Raw genomic sequence first — 21,567 nt, 5'->3', positions numbered from 1 at the left:
GAGCCGCCTGATAGGGCGTCATCGTACTTACGTTTCAGGAGAGTTGGAGAAGTCCCCGGAGAAGGTCCCGGCTCTCGTCCGGCCCCGGGCTGTCCTGCTGGAGTTCCTTCAGCGCCGTCTCGTACTGGGAGACGTCCTCGTGCTTGTCCAGGTACAGCGCGCTGGTGAGCTGCTCCAGGTACACGACGTCCGACAGGTCGGACTCGGGGAAGCTGAGGATCGTGAACGCGCCACTCTCGCCCGAGTGTCCGCCGAAGCCGAACGGCATGATCTGCAGCCGCACGTTGGGGCGTTCGGACATGTCGATCAGGTGCTGGAGCTGGCCGCGCATCACCGCGCGGTCACCGTACGGACGGCGCAGCGCGGCCTCGTCCAGGACGATGTGGAACTCGGGGGCGTTCTCGGCGACGAGGTGCTTCTGCCGCTCCAGGCGCAGCGCCACGCGCCGTTCGACGTCCGCCTCGCCGGCGCCCTTCATGCCGCGCCGGACGACCGCGCGGGCGTACTCCTCGGTCTGGAGCAGGCCGTGCACGAACTGCACCTCGTACACGCGGATGAGTGCGGCCGCGCCCTCCAGGCCCACGTAGGTGGGGAACCAGCTGGGCAGTACGTCGGAGTAACTGTGCCACCACCCGGCGACGTTGGCCTCCTTGGCCAGGGACAGCAGCGAGGCGCGCTCCTGCTCGTCCGTGATGCCGTACAGCGTCAGCAGGTCCTCGACGTCCCTCGTCTTGAAGCTCACCCGGCCCAACTCCATCCGGCTGATCTTCGATTCCGAGGCGCGGATCGAGTAGCCCGCCGCCTCCCGCGTGATCCCCCGCGTCTCACGCAGCCGCCTGAGCTGTGATCCGAGCAGCATGCGCCGCACCACCGATCCGGGCTCTCCCGCGCTCACGTTCGCCAGCCTCCCCAGCCGTCTTCAGGGGCCGAAGTCTGCCACTAAAACACTTCGAGCAGTACTCGTCCGGTTACGGAAACGGAATCGAGCCAAAGGGATCGTGCAGGACCCTGCACGAAGGGGGCGGAAAGCGGCCGCCGAGTGAGGTGAAGGCGGGGCGAAGATGACGGAAAAATTGACCAACAAGCGGTACGGGCAGGTCCATTTCGGTCACGTGCACGTGCATCTGCCCTTGCATCTGCGGTACGCATCGGAAACCATGGTCCCGCACCACCGCGCCGCATCGCTATGACCGCGAATTCCCGGGAGTGCCTCGCATGGGGACGAATGGATCGACCATGCTCGAGCCGTTACGGCAGGGCCTTCCACCACTCGACCCCGCGGCCGTGTCCAACGCCGCCTCCTGCGCCCTGCCGCCGCGCTACGAAGCGGTGCGCGAGGCCCGGGGGTTCACCCGCAGAACGCTCGACGGCTGGGACACGGGCGACCGTTTCGACGACGTCTGCCTGGTGGTCTCGGAGCTCGTCACCAACGCCCTGCGGCACGCGCTGCCCGCCGACACCCCGCGGCACGGCGAGCAGAACGGCCCCGTCCGGCTGCACCTGATGCGCTGGACCGAGCGCCTGGTCTGCGCGGTGCGCGATCCCAGTCACGACAGTCCGGTGACCCGTGACGCGGACGACTTCTCGGCGGAGTCCGGCCGGGGCCTGTTCCTCGTCGACTCCTTCAGCGACAGCTGGGGCTGGCACCCTCTCGCCGGAACGCTCAACGGCAAGGTGGTCTGGGCGCTGTTCCGGCTCCACAAGCCCGACGAGACGGTGGACCGGACCTTCGAGTGACGACGGACCGCGACGCCTGCGCGCGTCGCGGTTCTACGCGTGTCAGCTCGCGATCAGCGCGTGTCAGCTCGCGATCAGGTGGTCGAACTCGCCGTCCTTGACGCCCAGCAGCATGGCCTCGATCTCGGCGCGCGTGTAGACGAGCGCGGGACCGTCGGGGAAGCGGGAGTTGCGCACCGCCACCGCACCGTCGGGCAGCCGCGCGAACTCCACGCAGGAGCCCTGCGAGTTGCTGTGCCGGCTCTTCTGCCAGGCCGCGTCGTGCAGCTGCGTGGCGGCCATGCCGTTGTACACGTCGTGGTCCACAGGTCGCTCCCCGGTGGTGCACTGGCTGATGTGGCCATTGATGCAGTGGTCAACTGGTCCGGATCATAACCCTGTTCCTCGTGCAGATGCATGAGCAAATGCACGTGCACGCGCGGTGTTCCCGCGGTTACAGCCTCATCGGCCGCCGCACTCAGAAGTCCTTGCTCTCTCTGACGCCCGCTCCCGGCAAGTCGTTCCCCGTATGCCCCCCGGAATCCAAGAACATGCATCAACATGCAACAACACCGGGGCCCGCTCGTCGGGAGCGGGCCCCGGTGGCGTGGATCAGCGCGCGGTGTACGGCAGCAGCGCCATCTCGCGCGCGTTCTTGACCGCCCTGGCCAGCTGCCGCTGCTGCTGGGACGTCACGCGGGTGACGCGGCGGCTGCGGATCTTGCCGCGGTCGGAGATGAACTTTCGCAGCAGGTCGGTGTCCTTGTAGTCGATGTACGTCACTTCGGCCCGGTCCAGGGGGTTGGGCCGCGGCCTGGCGGACCTGCTGTCGCTCTTGCGGTCGCTGCGGTCGCTCTTGCGGGGCACGGGGTCAGACCTCCAGGAGGGTGTCGAAGGCGGGCGGCAGCCGCTCCCAGGCGGCCTGCCCGGCGGCGTACTCGGCGTCGGTCAGCAGGCAGGACTCCAGAAGCCGTTCCAGGCCCTCGCAATCGAGACCGGGGGACGTGAAGACCAGGTGCTGGCAGCGGTCGCCGTGCTCGGGGTGCCAGTCCAGCGCGGCGGCGGCGCGGCGCACCGGCGGGACCAGCTCCCAGGCGGCGTCGGGCAGTGACGCGAGCCACGGCCCCGCGCTCTCCACGCACAGGGCCCCGCCCGCGGCGTCCCAGTGCAGCAGCGTGTCCCCCTTGCCGGCGAGCCAGAACCTGCCCCGGCTGCGGGCGGCGGCACAGGTCAGGTCCTCCAGCGCCGCGTACAGGCGCTCGGGGTGGAAGGGGCGGCGCCGGTGCCAGACGAGAGTGGCGACGCCGTGCGCGTCGGCCTCGGCGGGCAGCAGGGCGCAGGCCGGGTGCTGAGCCGCCGCCGCGGCCTCCACGTCGAAGCCCGCGAGGGCGGCCCGCGCCAGTTCCGAGGACGCGGCTGACGACGCGGGTGAGGACGCCCCCCGGGTCACGTCCGAGGGCGCGGGTGGTGCGCCCGCCGGGGCGCCGTGGCCGATCGGGACCCGGCGGGCCGTCGGATGCAGCTGGGCCAGCAGCTCGCGGTCCTCGTCGTCGGCCCCGGGGGAGCCGGCGAGGGGGTCGAGAGGGTCGGGGGTTTCGACGAGGGCGAGGACCGGGGCGTACTCCAGCTGGCGCGCGAAGGTGTCGGCGACGGTGCGCCGGTCGGTGGCCGCGGCGGCGAGGCCGCCCTCGGCGAGGTCGTCGCCGTTGCCGAGGTAGGGCAGTACCAGCGCCGGGTCGACGGCGGTGATCACTCCGGTGACGGTGAAGCCGCCGGCCGTCACCACCTCCGCCATGGCCTTGGGCTCGACGGAGTCCCACAGCTCGACGACCGCGAGCGGGGTGCCTCCGGCGTCCGCCAGCCGCTCCAGCTCGGGGACGAGGTCCTCGCGCAGGGCGCAGCACGCGCAGTCGTTGACCAGGGGCGCCTCGCCGGCGGACAGGATGCCGGTGGCGTCCCGGACGGTCCGTACGACCGTGCCCGCGGTGGCCGTCGCCAGGTCGTGGTGGAGGACGACGCTGCCGGGCACGTCGGCCAGCAGCCGGGCCACGGCCGCCCTGCGGGCGTCGGCGTGCAGCCCGCCGACGATGGCCACCGGCAGGGCCCGGCGGTCCGGCCCGCTCACGCCCCGCCCCGCTTCCCGTACCGCCGCTCGAAGCGCTCCACCCGGCCGGCGGTGTCCAGGACGCGGGCGGTGCCGGTGTAGAAGGGGTGGCTGACGTTCGAGATCTCGACGTCGACGACCGGATAGGTGTGCCCGTCCTCCCACTCGATCGTGCGCTCACTTGTCATGGTCGAGCGGGTGAGGAAGGCGTAGTCCGCGGCGCGGTCGCGGAAGACGACCGGGCGGTACTCGGGGTGGATTCCCTTGCGCATGGCGGGTTCAGCGCTCCTCTCGGAAGTCGACGTGGCGGCCGGCGACCGGGTCGTACTTGCGCAGGGTCAGCCGGTCCGGGTCGTTGCGGCGGTTCTTGCGGGTGACGTAGGTGAAGCCGGTCCCGGCGGTGGACCGGAGTCTGATGACCGGGCGGAGTTCGTTGCGTGCCATGCTGCTATCTTACTGAAAATGAATTCCATTAACAGCTAGGGGGCTTCCAGCCCCGAAGGAGAGGTACGTCACCGTGTCCGCCCACTGCATGCTGACCGGCACCCGACCCGGCTTCGGCAACCGCATCTCGCACTCCCACCGGCGGACCTCCCGCCGCTTCGACCCCAACATCCAGACCAAGCGCTACTGGCTGCCGGGCGAGGGCCGGCACGTACGGCTGCGACTGAGCACGAAGGCGATCAGAACGGTCGACGCGATCGGCGTCGAGGCGGCCGTGGCGCGCATCCGCGCGCGCGGGGTGAAGGTCTGAGGGGCTGAGAGTCCGATGGCGAAGAAGAGCAAGATCGCGAAGAACGAGCAGCGGCAGAAGACCGTCGCGCGGTACGCCGCGCGCCGGGCCGAGCTGAAGGAGATCATCCGCAGGCCGTCCTCGTCGGGGGCCGAACGGCTCGCCGCTCAGGAGGAACTGCGCAGGCAGCCCCGCGACGCCAGCCCCACGCGCGTGCGCAACCGCGACCAGATCGACGGGCGCCCGCGCGGTTACCTCCGTGTCTTCGGCCTGTCCCGGGTGAACCTGCGTGAGCAGGCACACGCCGGACATCTGCCCGGAGTCCGCAAGTCGTCCTGGTAGTCGCCCTGGTAGCTTGCGGCTGTCTTGGGCCGACCCGGCCGTCCGGCGACAGCTTGGAGCTTCCGGTGACGTTGGTGACTGCGGAGAACAGGGAGAGCACGGCGAAGGTGTCTGGCAGGCGGGCGGGGCGGCGGTCCCTGCGGGCCGCGGCCGTCGCCGTCGGGCTGGTGGGCGCGCTGGCGCTGACCGCGTGCACCGACGGCGGGGACTCCGACGACGCCGGCTCGGACGGGGGCTCCGGCAGCGGACCGGGCGGGGGCTCCGGCGGGGGCGACAGGTCCTCGGCCGTGCCCAGCGCGTCCGCGAGTGGGTCCGTGAGCCCGTCCGCGAGTGCCGGTACCGGTGACGGCGGGTCGCCGTCCGCCGGCTCCCCCGCCGGCGGGCTGGAGGGCAGCTGGCTGGCCACCACCGGCGGCCAGGCCGTCGCGCTGATGGTCAACGACGACAAGGCCGCCCTCTTCACCACGGGCGGGGCCGTGTGCAGTGGCACCACCGGTGAGGACTCGGGCACCCTGACGATCCGTCTCACATGCACCGACGGCAGCGACGACCGGGCGACCGGCACCGTCGGGCCGGTCGACGGGACGTCGCTCGAGGTGACGTGGCAGGGCGGCCTCGGTGAGGAGACGTACACCCGGTCCGAGGGCGGGTCGCTGCCGCCCGGACTGCCCACGGCCGGCCTCGGCTCCTGAGCCGCGTCTCCCCCGCCCCCGGGCAGTTCGGGACGGCGGCTACGGAAGCGGGCGCCGGCGGCCGACCCGGGCATGGTCGGCCGCGCGGGTGCCCTCCGTCCAGCCCGCCGCGTCGGCGGCGCCGCGCAGGCGGGTCGTCGTCGTCTCCGGGAACATGCGCTCCAGGCGGTCGGTGACCGCGACCTCTCGGGAGGCGAGGACGGGCAGGAGGTCCACGTCCGCGTCCGTGCCGGCCCCGGCGGTGGCCGCTTCCGCCGCGGCCCGGAGCCGGGTGCCCGCACGGTGGGCGTAGGCGGCGAGGAACGACTGACGGAAGGCCTTGGTCCGCTTGCGCCCGCCGGCCCGCTGCGTCGCCTCCGCCTTCGCCATCGCGGCCTCGGCCTGCACCAGGAGGGAGGTGTAGAGGAGTTCGACCGCGTCCAGGTCGGCCTCGAAGCCGACGACGGTGGAGAAGCCGAGGGGTTCGTTCCACACGGCCCGGCAGTGGTTGGCGTCGGCCACCGCATCCAGCAGCACCGCCTTGGCCTGCTCGTACGGCGGCTCGACCCCGATCCGGCAGGCACCCGGGGCGTCGGGCGACGGCGCGTGCGCCGACAGCAGCGCCTCGTCGACGCTGTGCCGGGCCATCAGTTCCTGCGCCTTGGCGCTGAGCGCCTCCGCCTCCTCCGGGTACCCGGTCGCCTCCGCCTTGGCGAGCAGTGCGCGGATGCGGGCGAGGGCGCGGGACTCGGGCCGGTTCTGCCGGCCGGGCCCCTCCCCCGGCTGCCCCGCCTCCAGGGGTTCCAGGGTGGGCAGTCGCAGCAGCAGGCGGTACAGCTCCAGTACGGCGGTGGCGTGCGAGAAGCGGTCGGTGCGGGGCGGCGCCTGGCCCGGCATGTCGTCGAGCTGCGCGGCCCAGCGGGGGCCTCGCGGACGGTCCTGCGGGGCCTCGGCGCGGATCAGCGCCGCCACCAGCCGTACGTGGACGTCGTCCAGCTCGCGCCGCACGAACCGCACGAGGTCGGCGGGCTGCCAGCCGCGCCGCCAGGCCGTGGCCACGAACTCCTCGCCGCGCCGGGCGAGTTCCGCGTCGGCCGCCGGGTCGGCCGCGAGCAGCGAGGCCGCGGTGTCGAGGGCGTCGTCGGCGACGTCGTACAGGGCGGTCTCGAAGGCACGGTCGACGGTGCGGGGCGTACTCACCCGGCGATGGTGCCACGGGCCCCCGCCCCGTCTCACTCCGCGGAATTGCGCGGGGCCGCGCCGACGGGCGACGAGCATGGCGCGCATGGTGGACACGACTCTCTACGCGGGACGGCTTCCTCGGCCTGCTGTCGGGGCGGCTGGCGGGCCTGCTCAGGCGCAGCGCCCCGGTCAACCGCTGGCTGAACGTCTCCGGGACGGTGTTCACGGGACTGGCGGTGCGGTTGGTGGTGGCGTCGCCGAAGTAGCCGTACGCACCGCGGATATCGGACTGGACTGTCAACCACGGGTTGACGTCCCTGGGTTGGCAACCTACGGTTGACACATGACGACGAACCCGAGCATCACGTCATCCGTACGCCTCGACGAACTCATCACCGCGATCAAGAAGGTCCACGCGGAGCCGCTCGAACAGCTCCAGGACGCCGTCATCGCCGGCGAGCACCTCGGTGAGGTGGCCGATCACCTCATCGGACACTTCGTGGACCAGGCCCGTCGTTCGGGCGCGTCCTGGACGGACATCGGCAAGAGCATGGGCGTCACCCGGCAGGCCGCGCAGAAGCGGTTCGTGCCCAAGGAGTCGGCCGACCTGGACGCGAGCCAGGGCTTCAGCCGCTACACCCCCCGCGCGCGTGAAGCCGTGATGGCCGCCCACCACGCGGCCAAGACCGCCGGCTCCGCCGAGGGCGTGCCCGAGCACCTCGTCCTCGGCCTGCTCACCGAACGCGAGGGCCTCGCCGCCAAGGCGATCGCCGCGCAGGGCGTGACCCTCGACGCGGTCCGCGCGGCGGCGACCGCGGCGCTCCCGCCCGCCGCCGCGGAGGTCCCGGAGCTGGTGCCCTACGGCCCCGCGGCCAAGAAGGTCCTCGAACTCACCTTCCGCGAAGCCCTGCGCCTCGGCCACAACTACATCGGCACCGAGCACATCCTGCTCGCCCTGCTGGAGCACGAGAACGGCGAGGGTGTCCTCAACGGACTGGGCCTCGACAAGGAGGCCATCGAGCGCTACGTCACCGAGATGCTGGCGAAGTTCATCAAGGTGACCGAGGAGCCGGAGCCCGGGCAGGGAGAGGGCTGAGGCCCCCGGGCACGGCGGGGGCCGTTGTCAGACCCCCCTGCGACACTCGCGTCATGGCCGACCGGTGGGCGCTCGCCGTGGCCGAGGACGGTGGCGTGGAGGTCGCCCCCCTCGGCCCCGACGGGCTGCCCGCCGGCCCGGTGCGGCGGGAGGCCGATCTCGTCGAGGCCGTGCGGAGCAGACCGGACGTCGCGCGCTGGGTGTGGCGGTCCACCGCCGAGACAGGTCCGCGCCTGCTCGCCGCGGGAGTGCGAGTGCAGCGGTGCTATGACGTGGAGGCCGCCGAAACCCTCCTCCTCGGCCACGAGGGCAGGTACGGGGAGCCGCGCTCGGCCGCGGCGGCCCTGGCCCGGCTGCACGGCGGCCCCGTACCGCCCGACCCGCCGCAGCGCTCCGCCGAGCCGGGCGCCCAGTCCTCGCTGTTCGAGCCCCAGGCCGTCCACCTGCCCCTGGAGGACCTGCTCGCCGTCTACGCCGAGCAGCAGCGCCGCCACGACAGGTCCGCGCACCCCGACAGGATGCGGCTGCTCACGGCGGCCGAGTCGGCGGGCATGCTGGTGGCCGCCGAGATGAACCGCGCCGGCCTGCCCTGGCGGGCCGACGTCCACCGCGAGGTACTGCACGACCTGCTCGGCGAGCGGTACGCGGGCGGGGGCGAGCCGCGCCGCCTGGCCGAGCTGGCGGATGAGGTGTCCGCGGCCTTCGGGCGCCGGGTGCGGCCCGACCTGCCCGCGGACGTGGTCAAGGCGTTCACGCAGGCCGGGATCAAGGTCGGCTCCACCCGCCGGTGGGAGATCGAAGCGGTCGACCATCCGGCCGTGAAGCCGCTGATCGAGTACAAGAAGCTGTACCGGATCTGGGTCGCCCACGGCTGGTCCTGGCTGCAGGACTGGGTGCGCGACGGGCGGTTCCGCCCCGAGTTCCTGGCCGGTGGCACCGTCACCGGCCGCTGGGTGACCAACGGCGGGGGCGGGTTGCAGATCCCCAAGGTGATCCGGCGGGCCGTCGTCGCCGACCCGGGCTGGCGACTGGTCGTCGCCGACGCCGACCAGATGGAACCGCGCGTGCTGGCGGCGATCTCCCGCGACCCCGGGCTGATGCAGGTGGCCGGCCGGGACACCGACCTCTACCAGTCGGTGTCCGACCGCGCCTTCTCCGGAGACCGCGCCCAGGCCAAACTCGCGGTGCTCGGCGCGGTCTACGGCCAGACCTCCGGCGACGGCCTGAAGAACCTCGCCGCGCTCAGACGCCGCTTCCCCAAGGCGGTGGCGTACGTCGACGACGCGGCCCGCGCGGGCGAAGAGGGCCGGCTCGTGCGGACCTGGCTGGGGCGCACCTGCCCACCTGCGGCCGGCGCGGCCGACGGAGCCGAGGAGGCGGGCCTGCCGCAGGCAGGGCCTTCCGAGGACCCGGACCAGCAGGAGTGGGTGCCCGGCTACGCCTCTACCAACGCCCGCGCGCGGGGCCGCTTCGCGCGTAACTTCGTCGTCCAGGGCAGCGCCGCCGACTGGGCCCTGCTGCTGCTCGCCGCGCTCCGGCAGGCTCTGGCGGACATGGCGGCGGAACTGGTCTTCTTCCAGCACGACGAGGTGATCGTGCACTGTCCCGAGGAGGAGGCGGACGCCGTCGTCACCGCGATCAGGGAGGCGGCGGAGCTGGCGGGACAGCTGACGTTCGGGCGCACACCGGTGCGGTTTCCGTTCACGACGGCGGTGGTGGATTGCTACGCGGACGCCAAATAACCAGCGGACGCCGTCAGTTCCCCGAAAACGCCGGCAGTTCTCCGAGCACGACGGAGTCATCGGACGCCGGACGATCACCGAGCCTTTTGTGCCCTCCGGGCGCCCGGTGGACAGCGATTCAGATGACGGGCGGCCGTCCCAGCCGGGTGAGCCGCCCCACCGTGCGCCAGCGCATCGGCCGTCGCTCCCCCGCAGGCCTCCGCACGCCCTCCACGAACCCGCCGAACCAGGCACGCAGCCCGGCGAACGACCGGTTGCGCGCCAGTGTGAGCAGTATCCACACGCCGAGGTGCACAGGGATGAGCGGCAGCGGCAGCCGGCGGCGGGCGAGCCACACCCGGTTGCGGGCGTTGACCCGGAAGTAGACGGCGTGCCGGGCGGGCGATGTCTTCGGGTGCTGGAGCAGCAGTTCGGGCGCGTAGAGGACCCGCCACCCGGCGTCGGCCGCGCGCCAGGCGAGGTCGGTCTCCTCGTGCGCGAAGAAGAACTCGGCGGGCCAGTCGCCGATCTCGTCGAGCATCGCCGACCGGAAAGCGTGCCCGCCGCCGAGGAACCCGGTGACGTACCCGCCCCGCATGGGGTCACCGGCGCCGACCCGGGGGACGTGCCGCTGCTGCGTCTCGCCGTTCTCGTCGGCGATCCGGAACCCGACGATGCCGAGCCGGTCGTCGGCGGCGAACAGCTCGCCCACCCGGCACAGCACATCGGTGTCGACGAGCAGCCCGTCGTCGTCCAGTTCCACGACCACGTCGGTGTCGCCGAACTCCCGCAACCGCGCGAGCCCCACGTTCCGGCCACCGGGGCAGCCCAGGTTCTCGTCGACCTCGATCGACGTGACCTCACCGGGCAGCGACAGCCGCGCGGCGAACTCGGGCAGCGGGCAGCCGTTGCCGACGATCACGATGCGCGCGGGCGGGCTGTCCTGCCTGGCCACGGACTCCAGCAGGGCATCGACCTCGGCGGGCCTGTTCCCCATGGTCACCACGGCGACGGCGATCCTCGGCGCACCTGTGTCCTCGTGCATGCCCTCACCTCGTCCGGCCGACAACCTGTGCGCGATGCTAGCCGTTCACGGCGCGGTTCCACGGCGTACGCCGCCGGTGGCCCCGCGGTTCGCCGCACCGGCGGCTGCGACCGGCGCGGCGAAACCGTGTCCTCGGCCGGCGCCGGCTTGTCGAGCAGCGGACGGCAGCCGGGCCGCACCGATCGTGGGTGAACCGTGGGCGAACCGGGGCCCGGCGCCGGACAACCGCGCGACGGCCACGTCCGGGCGGCCGACGGCCAACAACCGTGTTCTGAACCGCGTCCTCCAGGACACCCCCGGCCGGCCCCGACCCGGTCCCGACATCCGGCGCTCATACAGAAAACCCCAGGTCATCAACCTTCTGACCTGGGGTTCATTGGAGCCGCCTTCGGGATTCGAACCCGAGACCTACGCATTACGAGTGCGTTGCTCTGGCCATCTGAGCTAAGGCGGCGCGCTGCGCACCTATGGTGCGATCAGCAACGTCGGTAAGTCTACACAGTTTCGCGGGGTGCTTCGTACCCGCCCCGGAGCGCTGGGTTCCGGGGCGGGTACGGGGCAGCTACGAGCAGCGTTTGCCGTCCACGGGCGGGGTGCCGCGCAGGAGGTAGGCGTTGATCGCGGAGTCGATGCAGGTGCTGCCGCGGCCGTAGGCGGTGTGGCCGTCGCCCTCGTAGGTGAGGAGGCGGCCGGAGGAGAGCTGGCCGGCCAGGGCCTCGGCCCAGCGGTACGGAGTGGCCGGGTCGCGGGTGGTGCCGACCACGACGATCGGGTTGGCGCCGGCGGCCTCGATGCGGTGCGGTTCACCGGTGGGCTTCACCGGCCAGTAGGCGCAGTTCAGGGAGGACCAGGCGAGGCCCTCGCCGAATACCGGGGAGGCCTTCTCGAATTCGGGGAGGGCGTCGCGCACCTCGTCCGGGGAGGAGAAGGCCGCGGGGAGGTCCAGGCAGTTCACGGCGGCGTTGGCGAACATCAGGTTGCTGTAGCCGCCGTCGGACTCGCGCTCGTAGTAGCCGTCGGACAGGACCAGCAGGCCGGCGCCGTCGTTCTCCTTCATCGCCGAGGTCAGCGACTCGCGCAGCCGCTGCCAGGCGCCCTCGTCGTACATCGCGGCGATCACGCCGGTGATGGCCAGGGACTCGGTGAGCTTGCGGCCGTCGGCGTCGCCGGTGGGGATCGGTTCGGCGTCCAGGTCGTCGAAGAAGGCCTTCAGGTTCTTGCCGACCCGGCCGGGGGTGGTCCCCTTGCCGCCGAGGGGGCAGTCGGGCTGCCGTACGCAGTCCTTCGCGAAGGACTGGAACGCCGTCTCGAAGCCGGCCGTCTGCTCCAGGTTGAGCCGGCGTGCGGGCAGGGACGGGTCCATCGCGCCGTCCAGGACGAGCCGCCCCGCCCGGTCCGGGAACAGGCCGGCGTATGTCGCGCCGAGGAACGTGCCGTACGAGGCACCCACGTAGGTCAGCTTCTCGTCGCCGAGCACCGCCCGCAGGACGTCCATGTCACGGGCCGCCTCGACGGTCGACACGTGCCTCAGCAGCTTCGGCGCGTCCGCTCCGCAGCCCTCGGCGAACTCCTTGTAGGCGCCGACCAGCTCGCCCGCCTCGCGCTCGTCGTCCGGGGTGACGTCCGTCCGCGTGTAGGCGTCCATCTCGCGGCCGTCGAGGCATTCGATGGGCTCGCTGCGGGCCACTCCCCGGGGATCGACGGCCACCATGTCGTACTGGGCGCGGACCTTCTGCGGGTAGCCGATACCGGCGTACTGCTGGAGGTAGCCGATCGCCGAACCGCCCGGTCCGCCCGGGTTCACCAGCAGTGACCCGAGCCGCTTTCCCGGGCCGGTGGCCTTCTTGCGGGCCACGGCGAGCCGGACGTCCCCCTCGGCCGGTTTCGCGTAGTCGAGCGGGGCCTTCATGGTGGCGCACTGGAAGCCGGGGACACCGCAGTCGCGCCAGCTCAGCTTCTGTTCGTAGTACGGCGTCAGGGCGGCGGGCGTGGCTTGCGACAGCGCGGCCAGGTACGACTCCGCCGCCTCCGTCGCTCCGGCCGCCTCCGCCGCACCGGCGGGCGTCGACGCGCCCCCGGCCGAGCAGGCGGTGGCGAGCAGCGCGGCGGCCAGGAGCGTGGCTCCGGTACGGGTCCTGCCGATGCGGGTCCTGCGGTGAGTGCGCCTTGTGTCCATTCAGTGAGGGTAACTCTCAGCGATCGGCTCGACGCTCAGCGTGTTCGTGGCGCCTCGTACGTGTTACGCCGCCGACCGCGGTCACGGACTCCGGGCCCCGGAGGTTCAGCCCGATCTGAGCGCCATCGTCATCGCCTCCACCGCGAGCAGCGGCGGCACGTTGCGGTCGAGGGCCGTCCCGCAGGCGGCGATCGCCTCGATGCGGCGCAGGGTGGACTCCGGGGTGCCGGTGCCGGCGAGGCGCTGCAGGGTGTCCTCGGCGTCGGCGTTGGCGATCGCCACGCGGGAGCCGAGCTGGAGGGCGAGGACGTCGCGGTAGAAGGCCGTCAGGTCGGCCAGGGCGAGGTCGAGGCTGTCACGCTGGGTACGGGTTCTACGGCGCTTCTGCTTGTCCTCGAGCTCCTTCATGACGCCCGCCGTACCGCGCGGCAGCCGGCCGCCCTGGGCCGCGCCCAGCGCCGCCTTCAGCTCGTCGGTCTCCCTGGCGTCCATCTCCTCGGCGAGTTGCTTGGCATCCTCCGCCGCCGCGTCGACCAGCTCCTGGGCCGCCTTGAGCGCGCCGCCGACATCCTCGACCCGCAGCGGCAGCTTCAGCACGGCTGCCCGGCGCGCCCGGGCCGCCGGGTCGGTGGCCAGCCGGCGGGCGCGGTCGACGTGGCCCTGGGTGGCGCGGGCCGCCGCGGCGGCGACGTCCGGCTCGATGCCCTCGCGCCGTACGAGCATGTCGGCGACGGCCTCGACCGACGGCGTGCGCAGGTTCAGGTGGCGGCAGCGGGAGCGGATCGTGGGCAGGACGTCCTCGACGGACGGGGCGCACAGCAGCCAGACGGTACGCGGGGCGGGCTCCTCGACGGCCTTGAGGACGGCGTTGGCGGACTTCTCGTTGAGCCGCTCGGCGTCCTCGACGAGGATGATCTGCCAGCGGCCGGTCGCCGGCGAGGTGAACGACTTGCGGACGGTGTCACGCATGTCCTTGACGAGGATCTCGGCGCCCACGGCCGCCACCGTGCTGACGTCCGCGTGAGTACCGATGAGCGCCGTGTGGCATCCGTCGCAGAAGCCGCAGCCGGGGACGCCGCCGAGCGCGCGGTCGGGGCTCACGCACTGCAGTGCGGCGGCGAAGGCCCGCGCCGTCTGCGTCACCCCGGCGCCGGGCGGGCCGGTGAACAGCCAGGCGTGAGTCATGCTCGACGTCTCGGGGAGCGGACCGTCGGCCGCGGCGGCGGTGACGAAGGCGTCGGCGTCCCGGGCAGCGGCGGCGAGCTGCTCGCTCACCTTCTCCTGCCCGACGAGGTCGTCCCACACGGCCATGGGTCACACCGTCCTTCCGTCACACTCCGCCGCACTGCTCCACGCCGCGCTCCACACTCCGGACCGCGCTCCACGCTCCGCATTCCGGAGCGCGCTCCGCACTCCGCGTCGCGTCCTCCATTGTGCGGGGCGGCACTGACAACGGATGCCCGGCCGCCCGTGGTCACGGGCGGCGGACGGAGAACCGCAGCTGGGGGTCCGGCCCGTCAGCGCCGTCCCCGCCCCTTCCCCCGGCGGCCCTCGTCCCCGTCGCGGCCGTCACCTCGGCCTCCGGCACCCCGGCCGTCTCCTTCGCGCCCGGTGTCGCGCTCGCCGTCGCGCGGGCCGAGCAGCTCGTCCGCCAGCGTCGGCAGGTCGTCGAGCGGCGTCTCCTCGGCCCAGTCCGAGCGCCGCCTGCGGGGCGGCGCCTGACCGGGGTCGATCTGGGGCAGCTCGCGCGTCCGCTCCTGAGGCGACTCCGGCCGGTCGGGGCCGGGGGCCGGGGCCTCCTCCCGGAAGTACCCCGGAGGGACCCGGTCGGCCGGGTCCTCCTCGCGTACGCGGGGCAGCACCGCCGTCTCGTCGGCGGCTCCCGGCGTCACGGGCGGCAGCATCGCCGTCTCGTCGGCGGCCCGCGGCTCCACCGCCGGGAGCACCGCCGTCTCGTCCGCCGCACCGGGCGGCACCGGCGGCATGGGCAGCTCGGTCGTCACTTCGGACTCGGACTCGGACTCGGGTCCGGACTCGGACTCGGGTCCGGAGGCCCCCGATGCTCCGGGCGCCCGTCCGTCGTCGCCGCGCCCGCCCCGGGCGTCGTCCTCGGCATCGCCCCGGTGGTCGTCCCGCGAGTCCCGCACCGGCCGCAGCACCGCCGTGTCCTCCACCGGCCCGCCGGAGGCGTTCGTCGGGGTCACGACCGGCGTCGGCACGGTCATCGCGTCCGAGGGATCCGTAGGGTTCGAGGGGTTCGAGGGGTTCGAGGAACTCGAGGCGGCCGGAGCGGACGGCGCCGGACGGGGTGCGTCCGCCGCGGGAGGTGCCGTCGGCTTCGGACCCGCCGCGGCCGCTGCCGCCGCCTGCTCCGCCGCCCGGCGTGCCTCCTCGGCCCGCATCAGGGCTTCCTCGGCCTTGCGCTGCTTCTCCAGGCGCCGGGCCTCGGCCTCGGCCCGCAGCCGCGCCTCCTCCTCGGCCTGCTTGCGGCGCCGCTCCTCCTCGGCCCGCAGCCGCGCCTCCTCCTCGGCCCGTGCCTTCTCCTCCGCGAGGAGACGCGCCCGCTCCTCCTCGGCCTTCCGGCGTGCTTCCTCGGCCCGCTGCCGGGCCTCCTCCGCCTGCCGTTCGGCCTCGCGCCGCTGTGCCTCCTCCAGCTCGCGCCGCTTGCGCTCCTCCTCCTCGGCGCGCAGCCGCTCCAGCTGTTCGAGGCGCTCGCGCTCCAGGCGCTCCTCCTCCGCCTTGCGCGCGGCCTCTTCCTCGGCCTTGCGGCGCGCTTCCTCCTCGGCCTTGCGGCGTGCCTCTTCCGCGGCCTTGATCTCGGCCTCGGACAGGGGCAGCACCTGGTCGAGCCGGTGGCGTACGACGGTGGTGACGGCCTCGGGTTCCTGGCCCGCGTCCACGACGAGGTAGCGCCCGGGGTCGGCGGCGGCCAGGGTCAGGAAACCGGAGCGCACGCGCGCGTGGAACTCGGCGGGCTCCGACTCCAGCCGGTCCGGCGCCTCGGTGAACCGTTCGCGCGCGGTCTCCGGCGGGACGTCCAGCAGGACCGTCAGGTGCGGTACGAGCCCGTTGGTCGCCCAGCGGTTGATGCGGGCGATCTCGGTCGGCGACAGGTCACGGCCCGCGCCCTGGTAGGCCACCGAGGAGTCGATGTACCGGTCGGAGATGACCACGGCGCCGCGCTCCAGCGCGGGCCGGACCACGGTGTCGACGTGCTCCGCGCGGTCGGCGGCGTACAGCAGGGCCTCCGCGCGGTGCGACAGACCGGCGCTGGACACGTCCAGCAGGATGGAGCGCAGGCGCTTGCCCACCGGCGTCGCTCCCGGCTCGCGCGTCAGCACGACCTCGTGTCCCTTGCCCCTGATCCACTCGGCGAGGGCCTCGGCCTGGGTGGACTTCCCGGCGCCGTCACCGCCCTCCAGGGCGATGAAGAATCCGTTCGCGACGGGCGTCGGCTCCGGGTCGTCGCCCCCGAGCAGCGCGTCCCGCAGGTCGTGCCTGAGCGGCACCCCGGAGCGGTCGTCGACCTTGGCCAGCACCAGCGCGGCCACCGGCAGCAGCAGCGCGCCCGCCAGCATCAGGATGAACGCGGCACCGCCGTGTGCGAAGACGAACCGGCCGTTCTCCAGCCGGTGCGGTCCGATGGTGGCCGCCATCACGGGCGCGACGACCGCGCCGAGCGCCACGTACACGCGGACGACGGCGTGCAGGTGCTCGGTCGTCCGTGTCCGGCGGGCGTCCTCGGTCTCCTGGTCGAGCAGCGTGTGTCCGGTGTTGGCGGTCACGCCCGCGCCTACGCCGGCCAGGGCGAGGAGCAGCAGCACGGTGGTGTCGTCCGGGACGAGCCCGGCGGCCAGCAGGGTGACGCCGGCGAAGGCGATCGCCAGGGCCAGCAGCCGCCGGCGCGACAGGGACGGCAGCAGGGCGGGGGCCGTACGGATGCCGACGACGACGCCGCCGGTCAGCGCGCCCACCATCAGCCCGTACAGCACGGGGCCGCCGCCCAGGTCCTTGGCGTGCAGCACCGCCACGGCGACCACGGCGGACACCACGGCGGCGACCGCCGCGCAGGCGAGTACCAGCAGGGGGAGGACTCCGGTGCGGCCCTTGTCGACGCCGGTGCCGCTCTTCGGGCGGCGCATGCCCTCCAGCGGCGACCGCGCGCGCGGGGTGCGGACGCCGGGCAGCTCCAGGAAGGTCACCACGGACAGGGACGCGGCGAACAGCCCGGCCGCGACGTACGAGCCGAGCGCCGCCTGGTGCTCGGCGAACCAGTCGATGCCGGCGCCCAGCAGGTTGTTCAGCAGTCCCGCGACGACCAGCACGGCGCCGGCGAGGGGGATCGCCACGAAGCCCGTACGCAGCGACAGGCGGCGCAGCGCGTCCATGTGGTCCGGCAGCGGTCGTACCGTCGCGCCCTCCAGGGGCGGCGCGGGCAGCAGCGCGGGGGCCGCGCTCTCCCGGCACACCGTCCAGAAGCGCTCGGCGACGCCGGTGACGAAGGCGGTCACCAGGAGGACGGCGAGCGCGTCGTCCGGCGTCCAGTCGATCCACAGCGGGGCGACGATCAGCAGCGCGGCCCGCAGCCCGTCGGCGCCGACCATGGTCCAGCGGCGGTCGAGCGGGCCGTCCTGCGAGGTGAGTGAGGTGAGGGGCCCGAGAAGTACGGCGCCGAAGAGCAGCGTCGCCAGAATGCGTACGCCGAAAACGGTCGCCACTGCGAACGCCACGCCCCGGTAGCCCCCGCCGAACGAGCCCGCGCCGATCGCGGCCTGGACGGCGAGGAGGACCAGCACCAGGAGGGCGAGGATGTCGCCGACACCCCCCACGAGCTGTGCGCTCCACAACCGCCTCAGCTGCGGTCGGCGCAGCAGGGCGCGGACGGCGCGCTCGCGGGAGTCCGCGACCAGGGCGTCGTCCGGGGCGGGGTGAGTGGCCGTTGGCTGCTCGGCTCGCGTCATGCGTTCAGCCTATCTGCCGTCACCGACAGTCCGGCGTGCCCGGCCGAACGCACGCCCGCCCCGACACCGAAATGATGCCGGGGCGTTCGTTTCGCGAAGAGCGCACGGAGCGCGCACGGTGAGCCCTTGGAGCGCCGAGCGGTTCCTGAAGCGGGCTCAGTCCTCCGACGCCTTGGCGGCGGTCGCCTTCTTGGTGGCCGCCTTCTTCGCCACGGTCTTCGCCGTGGTCTTGGCGGTGGTCTTCTTCGCGGCGGTCGTCTTCGCGGCGGTCGTCTTCTTGGCCGCGGTCTTCTTCGCCGTCGCCTTCTTGGCCGGGGCCTTCTTCGCGGTGGACTTCTTCGCCGTCTTCTTGGCGGGCCCCTTGGCGCGCTTCTCGGCGAGCAGCTCGTAGCCGCGCTCCGGCGTGATCTCCTCGACGCTGTCGCCGGAGCGCAGGGTCGCGTTGGTCTCGCCGTCGGTGACGTACGGGCCGAAGCGGCCGTCCTTGACCACGACGGGCTTCTCGCTGACCGGGTCGGTGCCCAGTTCCTTCAGCGGCGGCTTGGCCGCGGCCCGGCCACGCTGCTTGGGCTGGGCGTAGATCGCCAGCGCCTCCTCCAGCGTGATCGTGAAGAGCTGGTCCTCGGAGGTGAGGGACCGCGAGTCCGTGCCCTTCTTCAGGTACGGGCCGTAGCGGCCGTTCTGCGCGGTGATCTCGACGCCCTCCGCGTCGGCGCCGACGACGCGGGGCAGCGACATGAGCTTCAGGGCGTCGTCGAGGGTGACCGTGTCCAGCGCCATCGTCTTGAACAGCGAGGCCGTACGGGGCTTCACGGCGTTCTTGCCGGTCTTCGGGGTGCCCTCGGGGAGGATCTCGGTGACGTACGGGCCGTAGCGGCCGTCCTTGGCGACGATGGCGTGGCCGGTGGCCGGGTCGGTGCCCAGTTCGAAGTCGCCGCTCGGCTTGGCGAGCAGTTCCTCCGCCAGCTCGACGGACAGCTCGTCCGGGGCCAGGTCCTCGGGGACGTCGGCGCGCTGGTGGTTCTCGGCGTCCTTCTCACCGCGCTCGACGTACGGGCCGTAGCGGCCGACGCGCAGCACGATGTCGTTGCCGACGGGGAAGGACGACACCTCGCGCGCGTCGATCGCGCCGAGGTCGGTCACCAGCTCCTTGAGGCCGCCGAGGTGGTCCCCGTCGCCGTTGCCCGCGTCGGCCGCGCCGCCGTTCCCGGCGCCGTCGCCCTCACCGAAGTAGAAGCGCCGCAGCCACGGCACCGCCTGGGCCTCGCCGCGGGCGATGGCGTCGAGGTCGTCCTCCATCTTGGCGGTGAAGTCGTAGTCGACGAGCCGCCCGAAGTGCTTCTCCAGGAGGTTGACGACGGCGAAGGAGAGGAAGGACGGGACGAGCGCCGTGCCCTTCTTGAAGACGTAGCCGCGGTCCAGGATCGTGCCGATGATCGACGCGTACGTCGACGGGCGGCCGATCTCGCGCTCTTCCAGCTCCTTGACCAGCGACGCCTCGGTGTAGCGGGCCGGGGGCTTGGTGGCGTGGCCGTCGACCGTGATCTGCTCGGCCGTCAGCGCGTCGCCCTGGGCGACCTGCGGCAGCCGGCGCTCGCGGTCGTCCAGCTCGGCGTTCGGGTCGTCGGCGCCCTCGACGTAGGCCTTCAGGAAGCCGTGGAAGGTGATCGTCTTGCCGGACGCGCTGAACTCGACGTCCCGGCCGTCGGAGGCGGCACCGCCGATCTTCACGGTGACGCTGTTGCCGGTCGCGTCCTTCATCTGGGAGGCGACGGTCCGCTTCCAGATCAGCTCGTACAGCTTGAACTGGTCGCCGGTGAGCCCGGTCTCGGCGGGCGTGCGGAAGCGGTCGCCGGAGGGGCGGATCGCCTCGTGCGCCTCCTGCGCGTTCTTGACCTTGCCGGCGTACGTACGCGGCTGGGCGGGGAGGTAGTCGGCGCCGTACAGCTGCGTGACCTGGGCACGTGCGGCAGTGACCGCCGTGTCGCTCAGGGTCGTCGAGTCCGTACGCATGTACGTGATGTAGCCGTTCTCGTACAGCTTCTGGGCGATCTGCATGGTCGCCTTGGCGCCGAAGCCGAGCTTGCGGCTCGCCTCCTGCTGGAGTGTCGTCGTACGGAACGGGGCGTACGGCGAGCGGCGGTACGGCTTGGACTCGACGGAGCGGACCGCGAAGCGGGTGTTCTCCAGGGCGGCGGCGAGCCCGCGGGCGTTCGCCTCGTCGAGGTGGAGGGTGTTCGCGCTCTTGATCCGGCCCAGGGAGTCGAAGTCGCGGCCCTGGGCGACCCGCCGCCCGTCGACGGTCTGCAGGCGTGCGACCAGCGACGACGGGTCGGAGGCGTCTCCCGCGCGGCCCGTCGCGAAGGTGCCCGTCAGGTCCCAGTACTCGGCGGAACGGAACGCCATGCGCTCGCGTTCCCGCTCGACCACGAGGCGGGTGGCGACGGACTGGACGCGGCCGGCCGACAGCTTCGGCATGACCTTCTTCCAGAGGACCGGCGAGACCTCGTAGCCGTAGAGGCGGTCGAGGATGCGGCGGGTCTCCTGGGCGTCGACGAGCTTCTGGTTGAGCTCGCGCGGGTTGGCGACGGCGGCGCGGATCGCGTCCTTGGTGATCTCGTGGAACACCATGCGCTTGACGGGGATCTTCGGCTTGAGGACTTCCTGCAGGTGCCAGGCGATGGCCTCGCCCTCGCGGTCCTCATCGGTGGCGAGGAAGAGCTCGTCGGAGTCCTTCAGCAGGTCCTTGAGCTTCCTGACCTGTGCCTTCTTGTCAGCGTTGACCACATAGATCGGCTGGAAGTCGTGTTCGACGTCCACACCGAGGCGGCGGACCTCACCGGTGTACTTCTCGGGCACCTCCGCGGCGCCGCTGGGAAGGTCGCGGATGTGCCCGACGCTCGCCTCGACGACGTAGCCAGGGCCGAGATAGCCCTTGATCGTCTTCGCCTTGGCAGGCGACTCGACGATGACGAGTCGGCGGCCGCCCTTCGCGGTCTCGCTGGTCGGGGACAACTTCGCTCTTCTCTCCGGTCGACGCTGGGCCTCCCCAGGCAGTGTTCCCGGGGTCGGGGTCGTTCTGCATTTCGGTCGTGACGCTGCGGAGTGTGACGGTACCTCCCGCCCCCGTGTCAAACGGGAAAAGCCCGCAACGGCCACTCGAACGGTAACCCGACGAAGCCTGTTCCTGCCGCCCGGAGTGTTTACCGGTCCAGATGCGTGTATTCGGAGCGCGATCCCCCGGTTACTCGGGCGGGGGTGCGGCCGGGGGCCGGAAACGGCCGCTCACACGCGCGTCAGGCACCATGCCCCGACGAGGAGAGCGACGACCCCGGCGACGCTCGCGAAGGCCGCCGATGCGACGGGGCTCACACCGTGGGCGACGGGCCGGCCGTGCCGGACCCGCGTCGCGGTCCACACCAGCAGACCGGCTCCGAACAGGGCGAACACCAATCCCGCGAAGATCGCCGGCCCGCTCTCCATGGTTCCCGTGCCCCTTTTCTCCAACCTGCGCGTGTCCAGCCTCCGGGAGGCTGTCACGCGACGGCGGCGGGCAGGCGAACCCGAGGTGAACGGGGAGCCGACGGATCGACGGCCCCCTGTCCGTGGCTCGTTCTTCCCGTACGGGAACGAGGCCGGACCGCACGGGAACGGAGCCGATGCCGCACGGCAACGGGTCCGATGTGCCGCACGGCAACGGGGCCGCCCACGCGCTGCGGGAACGGGGCCGGACCGTACGGGAACGGCCCGGACGGCACGGCGACGGGCCCGGGTGCGGGCCCGGGTGCGGGCCCGGGTGCCAGGCGGCGAGGACCGGCGG

At 72.8% G+C, this 21,567-nt stretch carries 19 protein-coding genes and 1 tRNA gene; 6 read left to right on the top strand and 14 right to left on the bottom strand.

Annotated elements, in window-relative coordinates:
- Positions 1-34: 34 nt before the first annotated feature.
- Positions 35-859: a helix-turn-helix domain-containing protein gene (locus ACH4F2_RS14760; protein WP_398133098.1), complete on the bottom strand. Its 825-nt coding sequence runs from the start codon at positions 857-859 to the stop codon at positions 35-37.
- 356 nt (positions 860-1,215) lie between these two features.
- Here ACH4F2_RS14760 and ACH4F2_RS14755 point away from each other — a divergent pair, with 356 nt between their 5' ends.
- Entirely contained in the window at positions 1,216-1,737 is a 522-nt protein-coding gene (locus ACH4F2_RS14755) for an ATP-binding protein (RefSeq protein ID WP_398133079.1), read from the top strand.
- A gap of 63 nt (positions 1,738-1,800) precedes the next feature.
- Here the strand turns inward: ACH4F2_RS14755 and ACH4F2_RS14750 are convergent, their stop codons facing one another.
- From ACH4F2_RS14750 to rpmG, 5 genes are all read right to left on the bottom strand, one after another.
- Positions 1,801-2,043, bottom strand: coding sequence for a DUF397 domain-containing protein (locus ACH4F2_RS14750; protein ID WP_279564253.1), 243 nt, complete (start codon positions 2,041-2,043; stop codon positions 1,801-1,803).
- Positions 2,044-2,328: 285 nt separating this feature from the next.
- Positions 2,329-2,583 (bottom strand): 30S ribosomal protein S18, encoded by a 255-nt coding sequence (gene rpsR / locus ACH4F2_RS14745; protein ID WP_398133078.1) that lies wholly within the window; start codon positions 2,581-2,583, stop codon positions 2,329-2,331.
- A 4-nt stretch (positions 2,584-2,587) separates the two neighbouring features.
- Positions 2,588-3,841: a CobW family GTP-binding protein gene (locus ACH4F2_RS14740; protein WP_398133077.1), complete on the bottom strand. Its 1,254-nt coding sequence runs from the start codon at positions 3,839-3,841 to the stop codon at positions 2,588-2,590.
- Positions 3,838-4,092, bottom strand: coding sequence for a type B 50S ribosomal protein L31 (locus tag ACH4F2_RS14735; protein ID WP_107480557.1), 255 nt, complete (start codon positions 4,090-4,092; stop codon positions 3,838-3,840). The genes ACH4F2_RS14740 and ACH4F2_RS14735 overlap by 4 nt, the downstream gene beginning before the upstream one ends.
- 7 nt (positions 4,093-4,099) lie before the next feature.
- Positions 4,100-4,264, bottom strand: coding sequence for a 50S ribosomal protein L33 (gene rpmG, locus ACH4F2_RS14730; protein ID WP_063482661.1), 165 nt, complete (start codon positions 4,262-4,264; stop codon positions 4,100-4,102).
- A 73-nt stretch (positions 4,265-4,337) separates the two neighbouring features.
- Between rpmG and rpmB the strand changes: the two genes are divergently transcribed.
- The 3 genes from rpmB (at position 4,338) to ACH4F2_RS14715 (ending at position 5,587) form a co-directional block, all read left to right on the top strand.
- The gene (gene rpmB / locus ACH4F2_RS14725) at positions 4,338-4,574 is read left to right on the top strand and encodes a 50S ribosomal protein L28 (RefSeq protein WP_398133076.1); all 237 of its coding nucleotides are present in this window, start codon (positions 4,338-4,340) and stop codon (positions 4,572-4,574) included.
- 15 nt (positions 4,575-4,589) lie between these two features.
- Entirely contained in the window at positions 4,590-4,895 is a 306-nt protein-coding gene (gene rpsN, locus ACH4F2_RS14720; RefSeq protein WP_398133075.1) for a 30S ribosomal protein S14, read from the top strand.
- A 65-nt stretch (positions 4,896-4,960) separates the two neighbouring features.
- Positions 4,961-5,587 (top strand): hypothetical protein, encoded by a 627-nt coding sequence (locus tag ACH4F2_RS14715; protein ID WP_398133074.1) that lies wholly within the window; start codon positions 4,961-4,963, stop codon positions 5,585-5,587.
- A gap of 39 nt (positions 5,588-5,626) precedes the next feature.
- On the opposite strand, the gene ACH4F2_RS14710 is transcribed toward ACH4F2_RS14715, so the two are convergent.
- Positions 5,627-6,766 (bottom strand): DUF2786 domain-containing protein, encoded by a 1,140-nt coding sequence (locus tag ACH4F2_RS14710; protein WP_398133073.1) that lies wholly within the window; start codon positions 6,764-6,766, stop codon positions 5,627-5,629.
- Positions 6,767-7,091: 325 nt separating this feature from the next.
- Here ACH4F2_RS14710 and ACH4F2_RS14705 point away from each other — a divergent pair, with 325 nt between their 5' ends.
- Positions 7,092-7,844, top strand: a complete 753-nt coding sequence (locus tag ACH4F2_RS14705; protein WP_398133072.1) for a Clp protease N-terminal domain-containing protein — start codon at positions 7,092-7,094, stop codon at positions 7,842-7,844.
- Between the two features lie 53 nt (positions 7,845-7,897).
- Positions 7,898-9,586, top strand: coding sequence for a bifunctional 3'-5' exonuclease/DNA polymerase (locus ACH4F2_RS14700; protein ID WP_398133071.1), 1,689 nt, complete (start codon positions 7,898-7,900; stop codon positions 9,584-9,586).
- Between the two features lie 118 nt (positions 9,587-9,704).
- Here the strand turns inward: ACH4F2_RS14700 and ACH4F2_RS14695 are convergent, their stop codons facing one another.
- The 7 genes from ACH4F2_RS14695 to ACH4F2_RS14665 all read right to left on the bottom strand — a co-directional run bounded on the left by ACH4F2_RS14695 (position 9,705) and on the right by ACH4F2_RS14665 (position 21,230).
- Entirely contained in the window at positions 9,705-10,610 is a 906-nt protein-coding gene (locus ACH4F2_RS14695; protein WP_398133070.1) for a glycosyltransferase family 2 protein, read from the bottom strand.
- A gap of 377 nt (positions 10,611-10,987) precedes the next feature.
- Positions 10,988-11,064 (bottom strand) — tRNA-Thr (locus ACH4F2_RS14690).
- Positions 11,065-11,172: 108 nt separating this feature from the next.
- Positions 11,173-12,786, bottom strand: a complete 1,614-nt coding sequence (locus ACH4F2_RS14685) for an alpha/beta hydrolase (protein WP_398133069.1) — start codon at positions 12,784-12,786, stop codon at positions 11,173-11,175.
- Positions 12,787-12,891: 105 nt separating this feature from the next.
- A complete protein-coding gene (locus ACH4F2_RS14680; protein WP_398133068.1) occupies positions 12,892-14,097 on the bottom strand; it encodes a DNA polymerase III subunit delta' in 1,206 nt (401 codons plus the stop codon).
- A gap of 206 nt (positions 14,098-14,303) precedes the next feature.
- The gene (gene tmk, locus ACH4F2_RS14675; RefSeq protein ID WP_398133067.1) at positions 14,304-17,747 is read right to left on the bottom strand and encodes a dTMP kinase; all 3,444 of its coding nucleotides are present in this window, start codon (positions 17,745-17,747) and stop codon (positions 14,304-14,306) included.
- Positions 17,748-17,903: 156 nt separating this feature from the next.
- Complete coding sequence (topA, locus tag ACH4F2_RS14670) at positions 17,904-20,762, bottom strand: type I DNA topoisomerase (RefSeq protein WP_398133066.1); 2,859 nt, start codon at positions 20,760-20,762, stop codon at positions 17,904-17,906.
- 270 nt (positions 20,763-21,032) lie between these two features.
- Complete coding sequence (locus tag ACH4F2_RS14665) at positions 21,033-21,230, bottom strand: hypothetical protein (protein WP_398133065.1); 198 nt, start codon at positions 21,228-21,230, stop codon at positions 21,033-21,035.
- Positions 21,231-21,567: the final 337 nt, after the last annotated feature.

The sequence above is a fragment of the Streptomyces sp. NPDC017890 genome (assembly GCF_044328675.1).
Taxonomy (GTDB): domain Bacteria; phylum Actinomycetota; class Actinomycetes; order Streptomycetales; family Streptomycetaceae; genus Streptomyces.
Note: the sequence above shows the minus strand (reverse complement) of the source record. Positions and strands in the feature narration are given on the sequence as shown.